Consider the following 18,755-nt stretch of genomic DNA (forward strand, 5'->3'; position numbering starts at 1 on the left):
CTCGATGTCCACCTCTTTCACGCAGATCGCTGCCGGACTGGTGATCGCCGAGAAGTACAAGCTGGTGCGGCGACTGGGAGAGGGGTCCATGGGCGTCGTGTGGGCGGCGCTCAACCTGTCCACGTCGCGCGAGGTGGCGTTGAAGCTGATTCACCGCCCGGATGCCGAGCTCCGCCGGCGGCTGCAGCGCGAAGGGCGCAACGGCGGGGCGCTGCGGCACCGCAACGTCATCGACATGTATGACATGGGGGAGACCGAGTTCGGCGAGCCCTTCCTGGTGATGCAGCTGCTCACCGGAGAGACGCTCGCGGAGCTGCTCGTGCGCAGGCGGCGGCTCGACGCGGACGTGGCGGCGTCGATCGGGCGAGACGTGGCGAGGGGGCTCGCGGCGGTGCACGCGCTGCACATCGTCCACCGCGATCTGAAGCCGGCGAACATCTTCCTGCACCGCGAGGCCGACGCGGACGAGCCCGTGGTGAAGGTGCTCGATTTCGGGGTCGCGAAGAACCTCGCCGTGAACGACGGCATCCGCACGGCGACGGGCGGGGCGGTGGGATCGCCGCTCTACATGAGCCCGGAGCAGGTGAGGGCCGAGCCGAACGTCGACCACCGGGCCGACATCTGGTCGCTCGGCGTGGTGCTGTTCGAGATGCTGACGGGCATGCGCCCGTTCCAGGGGGACGCGAGGGCGGTCTTCACCGGCATCCTGACGGGCGAGATACCGAAGATCTCCCGGTACGTGCGGCGGGTGGACCCGGGGCTCGTGGAGCTCGTGGCGCGGTGCATGGCGCGCCACCGGGACGAGCGGATCGGGTCGGCCGCGGAGATCGCGGACCTCCTCGATGGGTACACGGCGGCGGGCGCGAGGGCGGGCGTCGCCGTCGGGGGCGGGGGCGGTGCGCAGGTGGCGGCGATGGCGGCGCCCGCGTTTCCCGGCGCCGCGCCGGCAGGAGCGCCGGTGTCGCCGATGGCGAGCGGGGCGCCGGTGTCGCCGATGGCGAGCGGGGCGCCGGTGTCGCCGATGGCGAGCGGGGCGCCGGTGTCGCCGATGGCGAGCGGGGCGCCGGTGTCGCCGATGGCGAGCGGGGCGCCGGTGTCGCCGATGGCGAGCGGGGCGCCGGTGTCGCCGATGGCGAGCGGGGCGCCGGAGCGGGAGTGGAACGCCGAGCTGACCCAGAGGCTCGAGCCGGAGGCCATGGCGAGCGCCGAGGCGGCGCTGGGCGCGTCGCCCGCATGGGGCCACGGTGAGCCGGGGAAATCGACGACCGCGCCGCTCGTGCCGGGCCCGGAGGCAGGCCGAGGCCCGCAGCCGTCGCCCTGGGCAGCGCGCGCAACGCCGGTGCCTCTGCAGGCGCCGCGGACGCCGCCGCGGCGGCAGGCAGGCTGGAAGCGCCTTCCAGGTCCGGCCATCGCGGCGCTCGCCGCCGGCGCGGCTGGCCTGGTGGGCGCAGCGCTCTTCGTCGCGTTGCGCTCGCCAGCGCCCGCGGAGAGCGCAGCCGGGATCGAGGCGCTGCCGGAGGCCGGGATCGAGAGCGCTGCGAGCGCGGCAAGGCCGCCGGACCCGCCGCCCCCGCCTGCGACCGCTGCGCCTCAGGCTTCGGTGGCGGCTGAGCCGCCCAGCGTGGATGAGCCGGCAGATGCCGGCGGGGCGAACAGCGCGCTGGACGCGGGGCCGGCGGGCACGGAGCCGGCGTTGGTGGAGCGGAGCCAGCCGGCGGTGGAGGCGCCGACTCCAGCGGCGGCGGTGTCGGCTGTCGCGGCGTCGCCACCTGCTGCGGCGCCTGCGCCGGCGCGGTCGGTCGTCGCGGCGCAGCCCAGGAGTCAGCCTCCGGCGCAGCCTGCGCCGGCAGCGTCGCGGCCTGCACAGCCACCGGCGGTCCGGCGGCAACCTGTGGATCCGTGCGCGGGCAAGACAGGGTTCATGCGGACGAACTGCCTGCGGGACCAGGCGAAGAAGAAGGACCCCTACGCTCCCTGAGCGGTGTTGAGCGCGGGGGAGCCAGGCATCCGAGGAACTGAAGGCGCATTTCGCCTTCGGCAGGACAGCAGACCCGAGCTTGGCGATCCCTGGCTATTGGCCGGCCATCTTAGGCTTTGAAAAAGCGGTCGTAGGCTTCGGACGATCGGTTCGAACGTTCGAAGATCGGTGGAAGGCTTCAGAAATCGGTCGGAGGCTTCGAACGACCGGCGCGAGGCGTCCAACCATCGTGGCCCCGCAGCCAGAAGTCGAGGCGGGGTAGCGGACGGAAGTATCGATGGCGCGCATCTCTGGAAGCAGGGCGGCTTTCGGTCGAACGATGTGCGATGTCCCTGCGAGGCCGTCGAACGTCTGTCGGAGCAGACCGAGGCGGAGATGCCGGCGGGGCATCACGGCTCTGGCGCAGGCGGTGGAGACGCGAAGTCCAGGAGCGGGAGCGCCAGCCCCGGGGCGCCATGGTGAGCGACGTCGCTACCTGCGCCGCCGGGGCCACCGTTGCCGAGTTCGCACATGACGCCGTCGAGCGACGGGATATTGTCCGGTGTGCCCAGGAAGGCGATGCCGAGGGAATGGCCGCCCTGGCCGCCGCCACCCTTGCCGCCGGTGCCGCCCTTGCCTCCATCCCCACCGTTACACGCATCACTCACGAAAGCAGCGCTCGAACCCAACCCTCCTGACCCGCCGTTCCCACCCAACCCGCCGATCTGGCCGGCGTTGCCGTTGCCGCCTCGGCCGCCATCGCCGGCGATCAGGTGAACCTCATGGAACGTGAGTCTTGCGTCGAGGCTCACCAGAGCGATGCTCGACCCTCCAGGAGAGCCGCCTTTGCCGCCTGCACCGCCGCAGCCGCCTGCACCGCCGTTGCCGCCGCTGGCGCCGCCGTTGCCGCCGTTACCAGCGATCTCAGAGCATTCGGTGCTCCCGCGGGAGCCTGCGCCACCCCCGCCGCCCTGGGCGGTCTTCCCGCGTTGGCCATCACCGCCGGGTTTACCGCCGTAGCCGGTGCTGGAGAGCTGGCCGATGCCGCGTGCGCCTGCGCCAGGTGTGCCAAGGTCGCCGTCGCTACCCCTCGTGCCCGCGCTGCACGTCGTGGTTGAACTATTGTATCCCCCGGCGTTGTCGTTGTTCTTCTCGTCTGGATAACCTATGTCGCCGGAGGTCCCGCGATCAGCCCTGCCATTTCCTCCCCGGCCGCCGCGCGAGTCGTCGGTGGTATCCAGGTTGGTGCCGCAGTCGTTCGTCTCCAGCGGTGGTGCTGTCACCGTAGTCGCGGAGCAAGCGGGATTGCCGTCGCTGCCGTCGGGTGCCTGTTCGCGCGGCGAAGGAGGTACGGCCCCCGAGGCCCCGGGGGCTGCATCCCCTGCCTCGAGTACACACCGGACCAGGTCGACCTTGCTGCGATCGGCGATCGCTGCGATGGCGGAGGTCCCCGCGTCCTCAGCGATCGGCGGAGCGATGATATGGAGATCCTCCAGGTGTACCGTCCCGCCGACGACGCGCATCGTCAGCGGCACAGCCCCGGGCGTCGCGCTCAGTGTGGTCTTCAGTTCATCCCCCCACCGCCAGTTCGCGGCGCAATCGAGTGCGCCAAAGACAGTCACGCTCGAAGTCACCGTGAGCGTTTCCTGGAACTCCTCGGCGCACGCGTACACGCGCCGCGCGCTCTCGTCCTCGATCTGCGCGGCGAGCGCGATGGCCTCGGCGAGCGTCTTCACGGGTGCCTCGGGCGTCCCTTTCCCGCCGTCGCTCGCCGTGGCCGACACGAACACGCCGCAGCGCGCGTCGGCGGTCCAGCCCTGCTCGCTGGGCACGCACACCAGGGGCGGCGGCCCTCCCCCAGCACCCCCTGAGCCCGCGGCACCCCCGGTTCCAGCGGCGCCGCCCGCCCCTGCTCCGCCGGTTCCAGCGGCGCCGCCCGCCCCGGCGCCATCGCCTGCCTCGCCACCCCGCCCGCCTTCGTCTCCACATCGATGCAGCTCGCTGCAGTCGGGGCCGAGGCAGCTCGTTGTCTGGCTCGCCACCGCGAACGACGCCAGGACCAGCGTCGAGGCCCCGCGTGCAGCCAGCCGTATCCTCCGCTTGATGGGTCGGTTCATGGGTTCCTCGACTCAGAAGGCGCCGCCGGCGACGAGCCCGCCGCCGCCCGGGAGGACGAGCGGAGCGAGGCGCACCCGGTGCTCCGGCTCGCTCGGCGCCGCAGCGAGCCAGACGTAGCCGAGCGTCCCGATCGCGCTGGCGCCTGCGCCGATGAAGCTCCACAGGGCCAGGTTGCTGAAGAGATATTGATCGTCGACCAGCGACCTCAGCTCGCCGCACTCCTGCGTCTGGCTGGAGCCAGCGGGGTACCTGCAGTCGACGGCTCCTCCATCCATGGCATCGACAACGCGCCACTGTCGCTTCGCGTCGCTAGATTTGCCGTTGGCGACGAGCGTGAACACGACGCCCGCGACCACCCCCGCGCCCGTCGCGGCCCCGCCGCCGACGAGCGCGGCGCCGCGAACATCCATCCCTGCGTCTTCGCGCGCGTGGCGCGAGGTGGCTGGCGTCGCGAGCGCCGGCGCGGGGGGCGGCGCCAGATCGAGGGCAACGCGCTCTCTCCCCCCCTCGCTCAGCCGGACCGTCTTCGTCACCGGGAGCTGGCCCCGCACGGTCGCGGTCACCGTGTGCTCGCCGGGGTCGCACTCCACCGGCCCGGTCTGGACGACGCGCTCGCCGTCCAGCGTCAGCTCCACTGCGCCCGGCGCCACGCCCGCGATCGCGATCTCCAGGGTCGGGATGCGGGATGCGAGCGCGGTGAGCTCGATCCGGGCGTCCGCCTGGGCCTGCTGGAACTCCTGCGGAGCGCCGGCGACGAGCGGCTCGTCCACGACACGCTGGTAGAGCGAGCGCGCCTCGAGCAGACGGCCGAGCCGCTCGCAGGAGCGCGCCGCGAAGAGCAGGAACGGCGGCGCGTGGACCTGTGCGTCCGCCTCGCGGAAGGCTGCGAGCGCCTCCTCGTAGCGGCCGGCGTTGAAGTGCTCCCAGGCCTTGTCGGCGAGGGCTCGGGCCGCCGCCTTGGTCTGCGCGGTCGACGGGGCCGGCTGGGAGATCGCGGTGGCCGGCACGGCCGGGAGCGCGAGCACGAGGAGCAGACCCAGGGGGAGTCGTCGGCGGGATCTCATGGCGGAGAGGTGCATGGGAGCCGTGGGCGGTCGAGTTGAGTTTCAGCGTGTTGCCGAGGGCGGCCGGATCTGTGGGAGGGCGAGGGCAGACCGACGCGGAGATGCCGGCGGGGTATCACGGCCCTGGCGCTGGCGGTGAAGCCCCGAAATCCAGGAGCGGGAGCGCTAGCCCCGCGTCGCCGTCGTGCGCGACGTCGCTGCCTTCGCCGCCGTCGCCGGCCGCGCCGAACTCGATTGTGACGCCGTCGAGCGACGGGATGGTGTCCGGCGTACCCAGGAAGGCGATGCCGAGGGAATGGCCGCCCTGACCGCCGCCGCCGTTGCCGCCATTGCCGCCGTTGCCTCCCCGCCCGCCCCCACAGGCATCACGAACGGAATTGTTGGGACCGAAATTCTGACCCTCCCCGCCCGCCCCGCCGTCTCCTCCCAACCCGCCGTTCTGGCCGGCGGCGCCGTCGCCGCCCCTGCCGCCATCGCCGGCGATGAGGCGGACCTCATGGAACGTGAGTCTTGCGTTGAGGCTCAGCAGCGCAATGCTCGACCCCCCTGGAGCGCCGCCCTTGCCGCCTGCACCGCCGCAGCCGCCTGCACCGCCGTTACCGCCGCTCGCGCCGCCATCGTTGGTCCCAGGGCATTCGGTACTCCCGCGGGAGCCTCCGCCGCCCCCGCCGCCCTGGGCGGTCTTCCCGCGTTGGCCATTACCGCCGGGGGTACCGGCGTAGCCGGTGCTGGAGAGCTGGCCGACGCCGCGTGCCCCTGCGCCAGCTATGCCAAGGTCGCCGTCGCTGCCCCTCCTGCCCGCGCTGCATGTCGCGGTTGAGCTATTGTATCCCCCGGCGTTGTCGTTGTTCTTCTCGTCTGGATAGCCTATGTCACCGGAGGTCGCGCGGTTATCGAAACCATTTCCTCCCCGACCGCCGCGCGAGTCGTCGGTGGTATCCAGGGTGGTGCCGCAATCGTTCGTCTCCGGCGGTGGTGTTGCCACCGTAGTCGCGGAGCAAGCGGGATTGCCGTCGCTGCCGTCGGGCGCCTGTTCGCGAGGAGGGGGAGGTGCGTCCCCCGACTTCCCGGAGGATGCATTCTCTGCCTGGAGCACACAGCGGACCAGGTCGACCTTGGAGTGATCGGCGATCGCTGCGATGACGGAGGTCCCCGTGTCCTTCTCGGTGATCGACGGAGCGAGGATATGGAGATCCTCCAAGTGTACCGTGCCGCCGACGACGCGCATCGTCAGCGGCACGGCTCCGGGCGTCGCGCTCAGCGTGGTCTTCGGTTGATCCCCCCACCGCCAGTTCGCGGCGCAATCGAGCGCGCCAAAGACGGTCACCCCCACCGTCACGGTGAGCGCTTCCTCGAACTCCTCGGCGCACGCGTACACGCGTCGCGCGCTCTCGTCCTCGATCTGCGCGGCGTGCGCGATGGCCTCGGCGAGCGTCTTCACCGGCGCGTCGGGCGTCCCGTTCCCGCCGTCGCTCGCCGTGGCCGACACGAACACGCCGCAGCGCGCGTCGGCGGTCCAGCCCTGCTCGCTGGGCACGCACACCAGGGGCGGCGGCCCTCCCCCGGCACCTCCGCTCCCCCCAGCACCTCCGCTCCCGCCCGCGCCCGCGCCCCCGCTCCCCGCGGCGCCCCCGGTCCCTCCGGCGCCCCCGCCTCCCGCTCCCCCTGCGTCACCCCCGTTCTCGCTGCAGAACATGGGCTTGTGTTTGCAATCGTCGTGGTTCGAGTACGGGAAGCAGCCAGCCAGATCGAGGCCGGCGGCCGTCGTTCCGAGGACGAGCAGCGCGGCGGTACGGGCAGTCCGAGGCATCAGCCATTCTCCATCGTCTTGAGTTCAGATCCCGGTCGTCAGAACGCCCCGCTTACCGAGAGACCCACGTCGTTGATTCCCACCCTGGGCGTCACCTGCACGCGCGCCTCGGGGCCGCTCACGAAGGCATAGAGCAGCGTTCCGAGGCCGACCGTGCCGGCCCCGGCGAAGCTCCAGAACGCCACGTTGCTGTAGAGCGCGCTCTCGTCGACCGCTTGGCTTTGCTTTGAACACGCCGCTGGTGCGGGCCGGGCGATGCACGCGTTCCGACCTCCGGCGAGCAGCGCGGTCTTCTGCGTCTCGGCATCTCCGGCCCTGTTGTTCGCGAGCACCGTGAAGAGCACGCCCGCCGCGGCGCCAACGCCGGTCACGACCCCACCCGTGACGAGCACCGCCGTCCTCCCGCCGCCCCGCCGCACCTCGGGAGCCGGCAAGCCGCTCTGTTCCGCGCCGGCGCGCGTCGCGTCGAGCGCCGGGGTGCGCTGCAGATCCAGGACCACCGCCTCCGTCCCGCCCGCGGTCGCTTCGACCGAGCGCGTCTGCAGGACATACCCGTCGAGCTTCGCTCCGACCTCATGCCGGCCTGGATCGAGGAACACGGTATCCGCAAGCGGCGCTCGCCCGACGCTCGCCCCGTCGACCGTCACCTCGGCGCCGTCCGGCGCGACGCGGACCGTGACCGCCGCGACCTGCGCCCGCGCCTCCTGCAGCGACGCCTCCGCGCGCTGCCGCTCCTGGACCTTCGTCGCGGGGGCCTCGCGGAGGTAGCGCGTGAGGTACTCGGCCGCGTCGCGGGGCTTGCCCACCCGGAGGCAGGCCACGCCCAGGTTCGAGGCGATCTGGTAGTGCGGCTTGAGCCCCCACGCCGCGAGGAACGCCGCGTGCGCGTCGGCCCACTTTCCCGCGTTGGCCGCCTTCACCCCGTCTTCGAAGAGCTGGCGCGCCCTGTCCGTCAGCGCGTCGCTCTCCTGCGCCTCGGTCCGAGGGGGCGCCGGCTGTGCTCCGGCGGCAGGTGCCAGCAAGGCGACGGCGATGCTCAAGGTCCACAGCAGCGGGCGGTTCGTCGTCATAAGGAGTCCAGCGGTGCTCCAGGGAGCTGCGGTTCGGAAGACGCGTACAGCCGTACTTTACCCACCCTGGAGCGCGAACCGTACCTCTTCCGCGCCGTGACGGAAGCTTTTGTCCACCCGTTCCACGCAGGGCGTGATGGTGCAGCGGCTCCGCCGCACGCCGCGCTGCCGCCCTGCTGCGCGGCGACGGCCTCGGCCCAGGGGCTTCCCGGAGGGAGAAGCGTGCTCTCGGAGCGCCGGAGACCGCTGTTCCCCTCCCTTTGACTTCCCTCAGATCCCCCAGCGCGGCTTCGCTGGCTTCGACGTCTGCGGCGGGTTGGGGGTTGTCGGCGGCGACGTTCTCCGAGGGGATATGCTGTGGGGGGCGGGGCCGCTCGGGGACTGTGTCCCGGCGGCTGGCGCAACAGGGCCGCGATCGTCGCTCGGCGCGCCCGTGCGACCCGCTGCCGGCGCGCCGGCGCGAACGGCCGCCGGTTCGCTGGGCGGCGTGGGGTCCTGCGCTGATGGCTCTAAGGCGGTGTCCGAACCCGCATCCGTCGCCGGCGCAGACGGCACGACGAGAGGTGCAGCGGTCGACGTCTCTGCAGCAAGGCGACTCGCAGGGGGCGCGGACGGGGCGTCGCGGGTGGTGATCTCCGGGCCGGAGGCCGCGAGCTCGGCGGTCGCCGGGGCGTCTGCGGGAGACGGAGCCTCGGCCTGCCCGCCATAGTACGCTCCGAGCGTCACGCCGAGCCCGCTGACGGCAGCCGCGGCGCCCGCGGCGATGAGCCACGTCGTCCACGCGACCGAGCGCCGTCCACCGGACGGCCTGGCGGGATCGATCGTGCCAGTCAGCGTGCCCGCCGAGACAGAGCCCGCCAGCGGCGCTGGTGACGGCGCGAGCGGCCCGCCGGGGGTCGTGCCGCCCGGCCCCAGTGGCATTCCGGGCAGGGGCGTCGCCGCCCCTGGAACGAAGCCGGTGGGGGCCAGGGGGAACGGTCCGTGCGCATCGGAGACGGACGACGCGAACCGCGGCGCGCCCGCGATGCGCGCGAACTCGTCGACCAGCTCGCGGACGGTCTGGAACCGGTGGGCCCGATCGCGCGCCAGCGCCCGGTGGAAGAAGGCGTCGATGGCCGGGGGCAGGCCGGGGGCGAGCTGGGTCGCGGAGGGGATCGGGTCGACGAGGATCCTCGTCATGACCTGCGCGAGCACATCGCCGGGGAAGGGGAGGTATCCCGTGACCATGCGGAACAGGATGACCCCGAGCGCCCAGAGGTCGCTGCGCGCGTCGACGTCGCGCTCGGCGCGGAGCTGCTCCGGGCTCATGTAGTGGGGCGAGCCCATGACCTCGCCCGTCGTGGAGGCGTCGGCGACGAGCTTCGAGGTGGTCTCCTTGGCGATGCCGAAGTCGAGGAGCTTCACCATGTCCTCGTCCTCGCCGTCGACGCGCGCGAGGAAGAGGTTGGCGGGCTTGAGGTCGCGATGGACGAGGCCGGCGTCGTGCGCGCTGCGCAGGGCCTTGCCGGTCTGGGCGAGGATGCGATGCGCCTCCAGCAGCGGGAGGCGGCCGCGCCGCAGGAGGCGCGCGTTGAGGTCCTCGCCCTGGAGGAGCTCCATGACGAGGTAGGGGACGCCCTCGTGTATGCCGAAGTCCTGCACCTTGACGACGTGCGGGGTCCTGAGCTGGGCGGCCGCGCGCGCCTCGCGCTCGAAGCGGGCGCGGAACGCGGGAGAGTTGGCGTAGGCCGGGTCCATGAACTTGACGGCGACCGGCGTGCCGAGCTGGAGGTGGTGCGCGACCCAGACCGAGCCCATGCCGCCGCGGGAGAGCGGGCGCTCGAGGCGGTACTTGCCGATGAGGACGGAGCCGGCGCCGAGGTGCATGGGCGGGAGTTCGGGAGGAGGGGAGAGGCTAGCGGATCCGGGCGTGGGGGAGGAAGAGGATGAAGCCGAGCGAGGGTGGATCGGGCGGAGGCGGCTGGCGGAGGGAGGCGCGGGGCAGGCGGCGATGCGGTGGCGACCGGGATTCTCCCGATGCGGGCGTGGTGGACGGAAGCTCCGGCGCGCGGCTGATGCCGAGGTCGGGGGTGCTGACAGCGTGTCTGCGCTCCTCTCGGTGGAGCGGTGACACCCTCGGGAAGCGGGCCGCGCCGAGCGACGCCGCTGGCGGGATCGCGAGGCCATCGGGGGAGCGCGAGACGCACGAGGGGCCATCGATGGGGCCATGGCGTCACGGGGAGGCGAAATCGAGCGTCGGCGCCTTGGCTCCGGAGGCGCCGTCGCCGTTGCTCCCGTCTCCCTCGCCGCCGAGGCCGGGCTCGCCGAGCTCGAAATGGAGGTCGTTCGCGTCCATGGGCGGCGGCTTGTCGCGAAAGGCGATGCCGATGGAGTGACCGCCGCGGCCACCGCCGCCGCGACCGCCCTGACCGCCCGGGCCGCCCGGGCCGCCGTCGCAGGCGTCGTCAAGGCCGGAGGAGCCCGACAGCGCCTTGCCGCCGGTGCCGCCGTTGCCGCCGTTGCCGCCGCGCTGTCCTGGAGCGCCGTTGCCGCCCTTGCCACCGCTGCCTGTCTTCAGGGTGACGTCGTGGAGTTGTAGAGTCGAGTCGAGGCTGATGAGCGCGATGCTCGCGCCGCCGGCGGAACCGCCGAGGCCGCCCTTGCCACCGCAGCCGCCCGCGCCACCCGAGCCGCCGCTGGGGCCTCCGACTCCCTTGGCATTGGGGTCGGGGCAGGAGCGCCCGGAGGCGCCACTCTGGGGAACACCGCGAGCGCCGCCACCACCGCCGCCACCCTGCGCCTTGGTTCCGGGCAGGCCGGGCAGGCCGCCTGCGCCGTCGTAGCCACCTCGTAAGAGGGTGCCGAGAGCCGTGGCCCCGCGGCCTGGCTCGCCGGGCATGCCACCTGCACCAGCGTTGCCAGGGGCGCAGACAGTTCCCCCTGCCGTCTGCGCGGCTCCGCCATTGGCCGAGTCACCCGGTAGGCCATCGCTGCCGTTGCCACCGTTGCTCGTCTGTCCTACTCCGCCAGCGCCGCCGATGGAGACCTCGCCCCCATCTTCGCAGTCGTTGACTGGCTCGGCACCGCCGGCGGTAAATGCGGCCATGCACCCACCGTCACCTGGGTTCCCATCGACACCGCGCGTGGCGCTGCTCGTGTCCTGGCTTTGAACGGCGCCAGGTGCGGCATCACTTGCCTCAATCGTGCAGCGCGCCAGCGAGACACTGACACCATCGGCCATCGCCGCGATGGACGACGCTCCGGATGTCAGAACCGATTCAGCAAGGACATTCACGTCCTCCATCCGAACTGATCCGCCCCCGTGCATCGTGAGCGGGATGGTCCCAGCCTCGGCCGTCAGCGTCGTCCGCTTCTGTTCGCCGACCCATCGCCAGCCGTTCTCGCAGTCGAGTCCACCGAACAGCGTCACATTCGCCTGGATCTCGACCTTCTCTTCGAACGTCTCGGCGCACGCATACACGTTCTTCCTCGTGGCATCGGGGAAGGCAGTCGCGAGGGCGATGGCTTTCCCCAACGACTTCACCGGCGCGTCCGGCGTCCCGGCGTTCTCATCGTCTCCGTCGAGCCTCACGAAGATCCCACCACACAACGCGTCGGCCTTCCATCCTTCGCCCTCTCCTGGCACACACTGCGGCGGCGGTCGCGGCTGTCCTCCGGCTCCGCCTTCTCCCTCGCTCCCGTGGCAGCCGAGGATGTCCGCGCAGCCGGTGGTGTCCTCTCCTTGGGAGCCCGCTTCGTCGGCCTCCTGAGGACGAGAGAACGGCCAGTCGCACCCGGCCCCGCCGGCGGCTAGGGCCATCGTCGCTAGAAAGAGCACCGAGGCGACACGAGCGCGGCGACGCATAGTGCAAACTCCTCCTGTCCAGGAATGCGAGATCAGAGCTGTCCGGTGAGCGAGAGTCCGGCAACACTCGGCCCCAGGAGCGGCGCTGCCCGCACGCCTGGCGCCACCTCAACAGGCTTCCTCGTCACGAGCCCATACACAAGCGTGCCAGCCCCGATCGCCCCGCCTGCCACGAAGCTCCAGAACGCCGCGTTGCTGAGATCAACCTTGGCATATGCCGTATCCCTGAGGCCAGTGCAGCCGGTCTGGCTCATGCCACGACAGGAAGATTCGCTGTACCCGTTGGCCAGCAACGCATCCTTCTTGTGCTCTGCCTCGCTCGCCCGCGCGTTGGCCATCACCGTGAGTATCGCGCCCGCCGCGACGCCAGCGCCAGCCGCAATCCCGCCTCCGACGAGCACTGCCGTCCGGACGTCATCTCGCGGCGTCATCAGTGCCGAGGAGATCGATGGGGCAGCGCGCTCAGTCACGCTTGAGGATGGCATGCGTTCGGCTGCCGGTTGCTCAACGGCCGGCAGCGCATCGATCGCGGCCTGATCAAGCTTGACGCGTTCTCTCGATCCCTCGGCCAGCTGGATAGCCCGGGTCAAGGGGCGGCGCCCAGGCGAGCGAACGACCAAGGTGTGAGCGCCTGGATCGCGCTGCACCGGGGTAGAACCCTGGATGGGCAGGCCATCGAGCGTTATCTCCAGCCCGGCAGGAACGGTACCCGTGACGTTGACTTCCACGGTCGGGGTGCGCGCTTCTAGCTCGGCAAGCTCCTTCGTCGCGCTGGCTTTCGCGTCGGCGAATGCGGGTGGAGCGCCGGGCGCAAGCTTTTCGTTCACGACGAGCCGATATATATCGCGCGCCTCGAGAAAGCGGCCGAGCTTGACGTAACAGCGCGCCACCATGAGCAGGAACGGGGGCGCGTGCGCTTTCGCCTCCGCGTCACGAAACGCCTGAAGCGCCTCAGTGTACCGGTCAGCCTCGTAGTGGGCCCATCCCAGCTCAGCGAGCGCGACAGCGGCTGCTTTGCTCTGCGCCGACACAGGACCGTCCTGCGCCGCCGCAGGCGATGTGCAGAGCAGGCCGACGAGGAGCAGGCTGGCCGCTGCAGAACGGTAGTTCATCGCCGCACTCTTACTCACGGATTGTCCTCGGGGAAAGAGCGCGTGCCGGCAAGCTCACGAGACCTGGCCACCGCGGGGCACGGTGGCGTCACGGAGAGGAGAAATCGAGCGTCGGCGCCTTGGCTCCGGAGGCGCCGTCGCCGTTGCTCCCGTCTCCCTCGCCGCCGAAGCCGGGCTCGCCGAGCTCGAAATGGAGGTCGTTCGCGTCCATGGGCGGCGGCGTGCCGCGAAAGGCGATGCCGATGGAGTGACCGCCGCGGCCACCGCCGCCGCGACCGCCCTGACCACCCTGACCGCCGCGACCGCCGTTGCAGGCGTTGTCAAGGCCGGAGGAGTCCGGCGGTGGCGGTGCCACGCCGCCGGTGCCGCCGGTGCCGCCGGTGCCGCCGGGCTGTCCTGGAGCGCCGTTGCCGCCCTTGCCTCCGCTGCCTGTCTTCAGGGTGACGTCGTGGAACTGGAGGGTGGCGTCGAGGCTGATGAGCGCGATGCTCGCGCCGCCGGCGGAACCCCCGAGGCCGCCCTTGCCACCGCAGCCGCCCGCGCCGCCCGAGCCGCCGCTGGGGCCGCCGACTCCCTTGGCACCGCCGGGGCAGGAACGCCCGGGGGAGCCACTGCTGAGAACACCGCGAGCGCCACCGCCGCCACCGCCACCCTGCGCCGTGGTTCCGGGCATGCCGGAAACGCCGGATAGGCCGGTGTAGCCACCTTGTGAGAGGGTGCCGAGAGCCGTGGCCCCGGCGCCTGGCCCGCCGGGCATGCCATCTGCGCCGGCCTTGCCGGGGGCGCAGAGAGTTCCCCCTGCCGTCTGCCCGGCTCCGCCAATGGCCGAGCCTCCCGGCGTGCCATCGCCGCCGCTGCCACCGCTGTTCGGTTGTCCTACTCCGCCAGCGCCGCCGACGGAGACCTCGCCCCCATCTTCGCAGTTGTTGACTGGCTCGGCACCGCCGGCGGTAACAGAGGCCATGCACCCAGCTTCACCTGGGTTCCCATCGTCACCGCGTGTCGCGCTGTTCGTGTCCTGGCGTTGATCGGCGCCAGGCGCGGCATCACTTGCCTCAATCGTGCAGCGCGCCAGCGACACCTTGACACCATCGGCCACGGCCCCGATGGACGACGCTCCGGATGTCAGAACCGATTCAGCAAGGACATGCACGTCCTCCATCCGAACTGATCCGCCCCCATGCATCGTGAGCGGGACGGTCCCGGCCTCGGCCGTCAGCGTCGTCCGCTTCTGATCTCCTATCCATCCCCAGCCGTTCTCGCAGTCGAGTCCACCAAACAGCGTCACAGCTGCCTGGATCTCGACCTTCTCTTCGAACGTCTCGGCGCAGGCATACACGTTCTTCTTCGTGGCATCGGGGAGGGCGGTCGCGAGGGCGATGGCTCTCCCCAACGACTTCACCGGCGCGTCCGGCGTCCCGGCGTTCTCATCGTCTCCGTCGAGCCTCACGAAGATCCCACCACACAACGCGTCGGCCTTCCACCCTTCGCCCTCCCCTGGCACACACTGCGGCGGCGGATCCGGCGGCCCTCCTGCTGTTCCGCTGGAGCCGCTGTCCGATTCCAACGCTTGGTCTGCGATCTCATCGTCGCTATCGAATCGAGGCCACGCGGAGCACGCGGCCATCGTCCCCAGGAAGATCGCTGCAGCAAGATAGGCGCGGCGACGCATAGTACGGCCTTCTCCCTTCGAAATATGTAAGCTCAAAACCTTCCGCTGAAGGAGAGCCCGGCCGCGCCGGGTCCGAGGAGCGGCGCCACGCGTGGGCCCGGGGTCGTTCTCGGAGGCTCAGTTCTCCTCGTCACTAGCCCGTAGACCAGCGTGCCGACCCCGATCGTTCCTCCCGCGACAAGGCTGACGAACCCGATGTTGCTGAAGTGGATCTCGTCAAGCACCGCGGCTTTGAGGTCGCGGCATTTCGACACGTCTCCGGCGGGGCATCGCTTCTCGCCATTCCATCGACCGAGCAGCTCACGCCGCATCTCTTCCGCGTCATCGGCTCGTTGGCTGGAGAGCACCCCGAAGATCACGCCCGTCACGATGCCGGCGCCCGCCACGACCCCACCTGCGATGAGCAACGGCGTCCGCAGCTCAGCGCGCGGCGCCACCGGCCCCGTCGGCTCCACCACGAAGGGACGCGCTCCCACGCCAGCGGCCGGCGCCCGCTCCAGCTGCACCACGACCGTCTCCGCACGGCCCGCCACCGCCGCGATGGGACGCATCGCAGGCGTGTACCCATCGAGCTTCGCCCCGATCTCGTGCTCGCCCGGATCCAGGAACACCCGATCCGCGAGCGGCGCCTTGCCCACGACCGCCCCGTCGACCGTCACCTCCGCCCCTGCCGGCGTCGCCTGCACCGTCACGGATGCGACCTTGGCGAGCGCCTCCTTCAGCGACGTCTCCGCGTTCTGCCGCTCGTTCACCTTGGTGGCTGGCGCCTCGCGCAGATACCGCGCCAGGTACTCTGCTGCGTCACGGTGCTTGCCCAGCTTGAGGCACGCGACCCCGAGATTCGACGCGATCTGGTAATGTGGCTTGATCGCCCACGCCGCGAGGAACGACGCGTGCGCGTCGGCCCATTTTCCCGCCGCTGCCGCCTGTCTCCCCTCTTCATAGAGCTGTCGCGCCTTGTCCGTCAGCGCGTCGGTCTCGCCGGCGGCGGCGGCGGACGGCTGCTGCGCGCCCGCAACCTGCGCCGTCAACGCCACGGCCACGCTCCAACTCCACAGAAGCGGTCGCTTTCTCATCGTCGGAGTCATCAGAACTCAGGCTTCCCTTCGGGGAGAGGCGGGACGGCAGTGCTCGACGGCGGCACCTTACCCCCTCTGGGCTTCGGGTCCAAGCGCCCCGGCGAAGCCCCACCTGCCTTGGTGTTCCTCGTCCGCCCTGATGGCTGCGTCTTCGGCTGCGGCTCACCCTGCTGCGGCTGCTCCTGCCCCGCCTGCGGCTTCGCAGTCGCCTCCGGCGGTGCCGTCGTGGCGGGCGAGCCTGTCGTCGCTGCCGCGCCGACCTCGGCGCTCGGCCCCGGCGCCGCCGCGCTCCCGGCGGGCGGCGCCACGCCCGGCCCCGTTGCCTCCGGCGTTGCCGTCCCCCCTCCGGGCGCCCCTTGCGATACCAGCACCGCGACCATCCCCGCCACGGCCACGAAGCCGAGCCCCGCGACGGCCCAGATCCACGTCCGCGACGAGGCCGGCTTCTCCACGATGACCGGGATCTCGTCGCGCTCCTCCCCGCCGACGCTCGGCACCGGCGGCATCGGCCCCGCCGGCGCGCTCCACGCCCCGCCGCCCGCCGCCCGCCCGGCCCCACCGCCCGCCGCCTGCGCCGGCACGGCGTTCCCCGCCGCCGCCTGTCCCATCCGCACGGGCCCCGTGCCTCCGGCCTCGACCCCCGCCGCCAGCGCCGCGCTCCCCAGCAGCTTCTCCGAATCGATGACCAGCGTCCCCTTCGGCCCAACCTGCTGCGACGTCGGCCCCGCCGGCCCCGCCACGCCCCGCTGCGACGGCGGCATCGACCCCGGCGCCCGCCGCTCTTGTCCCGCGCCGCCCACGCCATGCGCCGCCACGCCCACCGGCCCCGTCCCGCCCTGCTGCGCCGCGAACCGCTCGCGCCATCCGCCGCCGAACTGCGGCTTCTCCTCCACCTCGGCCAGCGGCCGCGCCCCGAACATCCCCCGCGCGATCTCCCCCTCGTCCTCCGAGACCTCCTCGATCCGGAGCAGCACCCCGTGCCGGTCCTCCATCGTGACGTCCCGCTCCCTCACGAACCGCACCGATACCCCGCCCGGGATATCCGCCTCCCGCCCGCTCGTGATCGACGTCCACTTGATGTTTGACCGGTACAGCACCGTCGCGATCCGCGCCGCCGCGTGCGCGATCGCCCCGAATGGCTCATCCGGCTTGTGGACGATCACCACCCGCTTCGGCTGCGCCGCCTCGTCGGCCACCCAGTCCCATGTCGCGCCGCTCCGCCGGAGATACGGCAGATCCCCGAACTCCTCGACATACCGCTCCAGCACGTGCGCCACGCGCTCCGGCGCCTCCCGCACCGCGCCCGTGTACTCGCGGTAGAACATGCCCGCCGACGAGTTCAGCTCCGTCGCGTTCATCACGTGCCGGTAGAACGTCGCCGACGCCTCCAGCAGCGTCGTATACCCGAGGTCCCGATCCACCGCGACGATCCCGTGCGCGAATGGCGGGTTCCCCCGCCCGGCGTGGTCGACCGCCCCGCCGATCCGGAAGCCGAAGATGAGCCCCACCGCCCCGTGGCCAGGCTCGTGCTGCGTGTCATCCCTCGACAGATTGCCAATCGCGAACGCGTGCGTCGCCCCCGTCGCAGGTTCGATGTACTTCATCAGCCGCGCCAGGTGGCTGAACTGCGTCGTCGTGAGGGGCCCTTGCGGCACCTCCGGGCAGTACATGAAGTCGATCTGGTGCCCCGGGATGTTCCCGTGCAGCACGTGATACCACGCCGCGTCCGCCGGCGCGCGGTACCGCGGGATCACATACCCCGAAGCGCCCTCGTTACCGTACATTGGGCCTGACCTGCTGCGGCACCGGCGGGGCAGGGAGCGCCGCGGTCCGCGACAGCGCCGAATGTCCGCTGATGTCCTGCTTCATCCGCTGCAGGAGCTGCGGATCATACGCGTTCTTCGGGAGGATCTTCTCCACGAAGTGCGAGAACAGGTGATGCGTGCTGTGCCCGTAGCTCGCCGACCCGACGAGCACGCGAATGTCGATGTTGTTCTTGTACCGCTCCAGGCTGTCGATGAGCGTCTTGTAATACCCGCGCGCCTCCCGCTCCACCTCGGCCGGCGTCCCGGACAGAACATCGGACTTGTTGATGAAGAGCACAACCGCCTTGCACGAGGCCAGCGTCTTCGGGCTGAAGAAGAACTGCAGCGACTGCGGCTGAAACTCCCGGAGCTGCTCCTGGATCCTCGACGGCTCGACCTTCTGACCGTCCTTGCCCGCCAGATCCACGACCATCAAGAGCCCATGGACCTCCTCCATGATGAGCTCCTGCTGCGCATCCACGATGTGCTCGCCGCCCCAGTCGCCGACCTCGAACACATGCTCCGTCAACACCTCTTTCGTGAGGACGTGGCTGACGGTCCGCTCGTAACGCTCGATCTTCGTCCCCTGCAGCGTGCCCAGATCCACGAGGGGATTCGCCCACTTGAGCGTGAGCGACGTCTTGCCGGTCCACTTGATGCCGAGCGTCAGGATCTTGTACCGCTTCTGCGTGATCTTCGGCCGGCTCTCGAGCTCGCTCTTGTACCAGTCGATCTCCTTCTGCTGGGCGTCGAGCCAGTCGACCTTCTGCCGGTCCTCGCCCCGCGAGATCTCAAGCGCCTGCTGGAGCTGCCCGTACTGCGCCCGCAGCTGATCCAGCTGGCCCTTGGCCTGCCGGAGCGCCTCGATGTGCTGGTTCGCGTCCTGAAGCTTCCGCTTCAGCTGCGTGGCCTGCATCAACAGGAACACGGCGCCTGCGCCGCACGCCACCGCGATCAACCCGAGCACTATCGGTAGAACAACCTGCATGGCTTACAATCCTCGCGACCCGCCGGGCGGGCTATCCCGCCCTGTCCTGTCCCGCGCGGCCGGAAGAACGGCGAGCGCGGGCCGGCCTGAATCCTGAGAAACGCATCAGACCACGGCTCGCCGCAGCGTACAAGTCCGAGGTAATCCCCAGCACGAGCCATTACTTCATCGTCCGCCACCGTTCGCCATCGTCCGCCATCGGACGCCATGTCCCCACGCACACAGGACCCGCGTCC

At 71.3% G+C, this 18,755-nt stretch carries 12 protein-coding genes; 1 reads left to right on the forward strand and 11 read right to left on the reverse strand.

Annotated elements, in window-relative coordinates; all coding sequences use genetic code 11:
* Window positions 1-4: 4 nt before the first annotated feature.
* Window positions 5-1,978 carry a protein kinase domain-containing protein gene (locus WME97_RS08585; RefSeq protein WP_437551033.1) on the forward strand — a complete coding sequence of 658 codons (1,974 nt, stop codon included), beginning with the start codon at window positions 5-7 and terminating at the stop codon, window positions 1,976-1,978.
* Between the two features lie 389 nt (window positions 1,979-2,367).
* Here the strand turns inward: WME97_RS08585 and WME97_RS08590 are convergent, their stop codons facing one another.
* The 11 genes from WME97_RS08590 to WME97_RS08640 form a co-directional block, all read right to left on the reverse strand.
* Entirely contained in the window at window positions 2,368-3,693 is a 1,326-nt protein-coding gene (locus tag WME97_RS08590; protein WP_437551035.1) for a hypothetical protein, read from the reverse strand.
* Between the two features lie 393 nt (window positions 3,694-4,086).
* Window positions 4,087-5,139: a tetratricopeptide repeat protein gene (locus tag WME97_RS08595; protein WP_437551036.1), complete on the reverse strand. Its 1,053-nt coding sequence runs from the start codon at window positions 5,137-5,139 to the stop codon at window positions 4,087-4,089.
* 115 nt (window positions 5,140-5,254) lie between these two features.
* Window positions 5,255-6,949: a hypothetical protein gene (locus WME97_RS08600; RefSeq protein WP_437551038.1), complete on the reverse strand. Its 1,695-nt coding sequence runs from the start codon at window positions 6,947-6,949 to the stop codon at window positions 5,255-5,257.
* A 38-nt stretch (window positions 6,950-6,987) separates the two neighbouring features.
* Window positions 6,988-8,019 carry a PEGA domain-containing protein gene (locus tag WME97_RS08605; RefSeq protein WP_437551040.1) on the reverse strand — a complete coding sequence of 344 codons (1,032 nt, stop codon included), beginning with the start codon at window positions 8,017-8,019 and terminating at the stop codon, window positions 6,988-6,990.
* Window positions 8,020-8,289: 270 nt separating this feature from the next.
* Window positions 8,290-9,885: a protein kinase domain-containing protein gene (locus WME97_RS08610; RefSeq protein WP_437551041.1), complete on the reverse strand. Its 1,596-nt coding sequence runs from the start codon at window positions 9,883-9,885 to the stop codon at window positions 8,290-8,292.
* 346 nt (window positions 9,886-10,231) lie between these two features.
* Complete coding sequence (locus WME97_RS08615; protein ID WP_437551043.1) at window positions 10,232-11,590, reverse strand: PGRS family protein; 1,359 nt, start codon at window positions 11,588-11,590, stop codon at window positions 10,232-10,234.
* Between the two features lie 305 nt (window positions 11,591-11,895).
* Window positions 11,896-12,975: a tetratricopeptide repeat protein gene (locus tag WME97_RS08620; protein ID WP_437551045.1), complete on the reverse strand. Its 1,080-nt coding sequence runs from the start codon at window positions 12,973-12,975 to the stop codon at window positions 11,896-11,898.
* An 88-nt stretch (window positions 12,976-13,063) separates the two neighbouring features.
* Window positions 13,064-14,425, reverse strand: a complete 1,362-nt coding sequence (locus WME97_RS08625) for a PGRS family protein (RefSeq protein WP_437551047.1) — start codon at window positions 14,423-14,425, stop codon at window positions 13,064-13,066.
* Between the two features lie 254 nt (window positions 14,426-14,679).
* A complete protein-coding gene (locus WME97_RS08630; RefSeq protein ID WP_437551049.1) occupies window positions 14,680-15,690 on the reverse strand; it encodes a PEGA domain-containing protein in 1,011 nt (336 codons plus the stop codon).
* A 44-nt stretch (window positions 15,691-15,734) separates the two neighbouring features.
* Entirely contained in the window at window positions 15,735-17,510 is a 1,776-nt protein-coding gene (locus WME97_RS08635) for a hypothetical protein (RefSeq protein WP_437551051.1), read from the reverse strand.
* Complete coding sequence (locus WME97_RS08640; RefSeq protein WP_437551052.1) at window positions 17,500-18,519, reverse strand: hypothetical protein; 1,020 nt, start codon at window positions 18,517-18,519, stop codon at window positions 17,500-17,502. The genes WME97_RS08635 and WME97_RS08640 overlap by 11 nt, the downstream gene beginning before the upstream one ends.
* Window positions 18,520-18,755 lie beyond the last annotated feature (236 nt).

It is taken from the genome of Sorangium sp. So ce367, assembly GCF_051520455.1.
Taxonomy (GTDB): Bacteria; Myxococcota_A; Polyangia; order Polyangiales; family Polyangiaceae; genus Sorangium; species Sorangium cellulosum_B.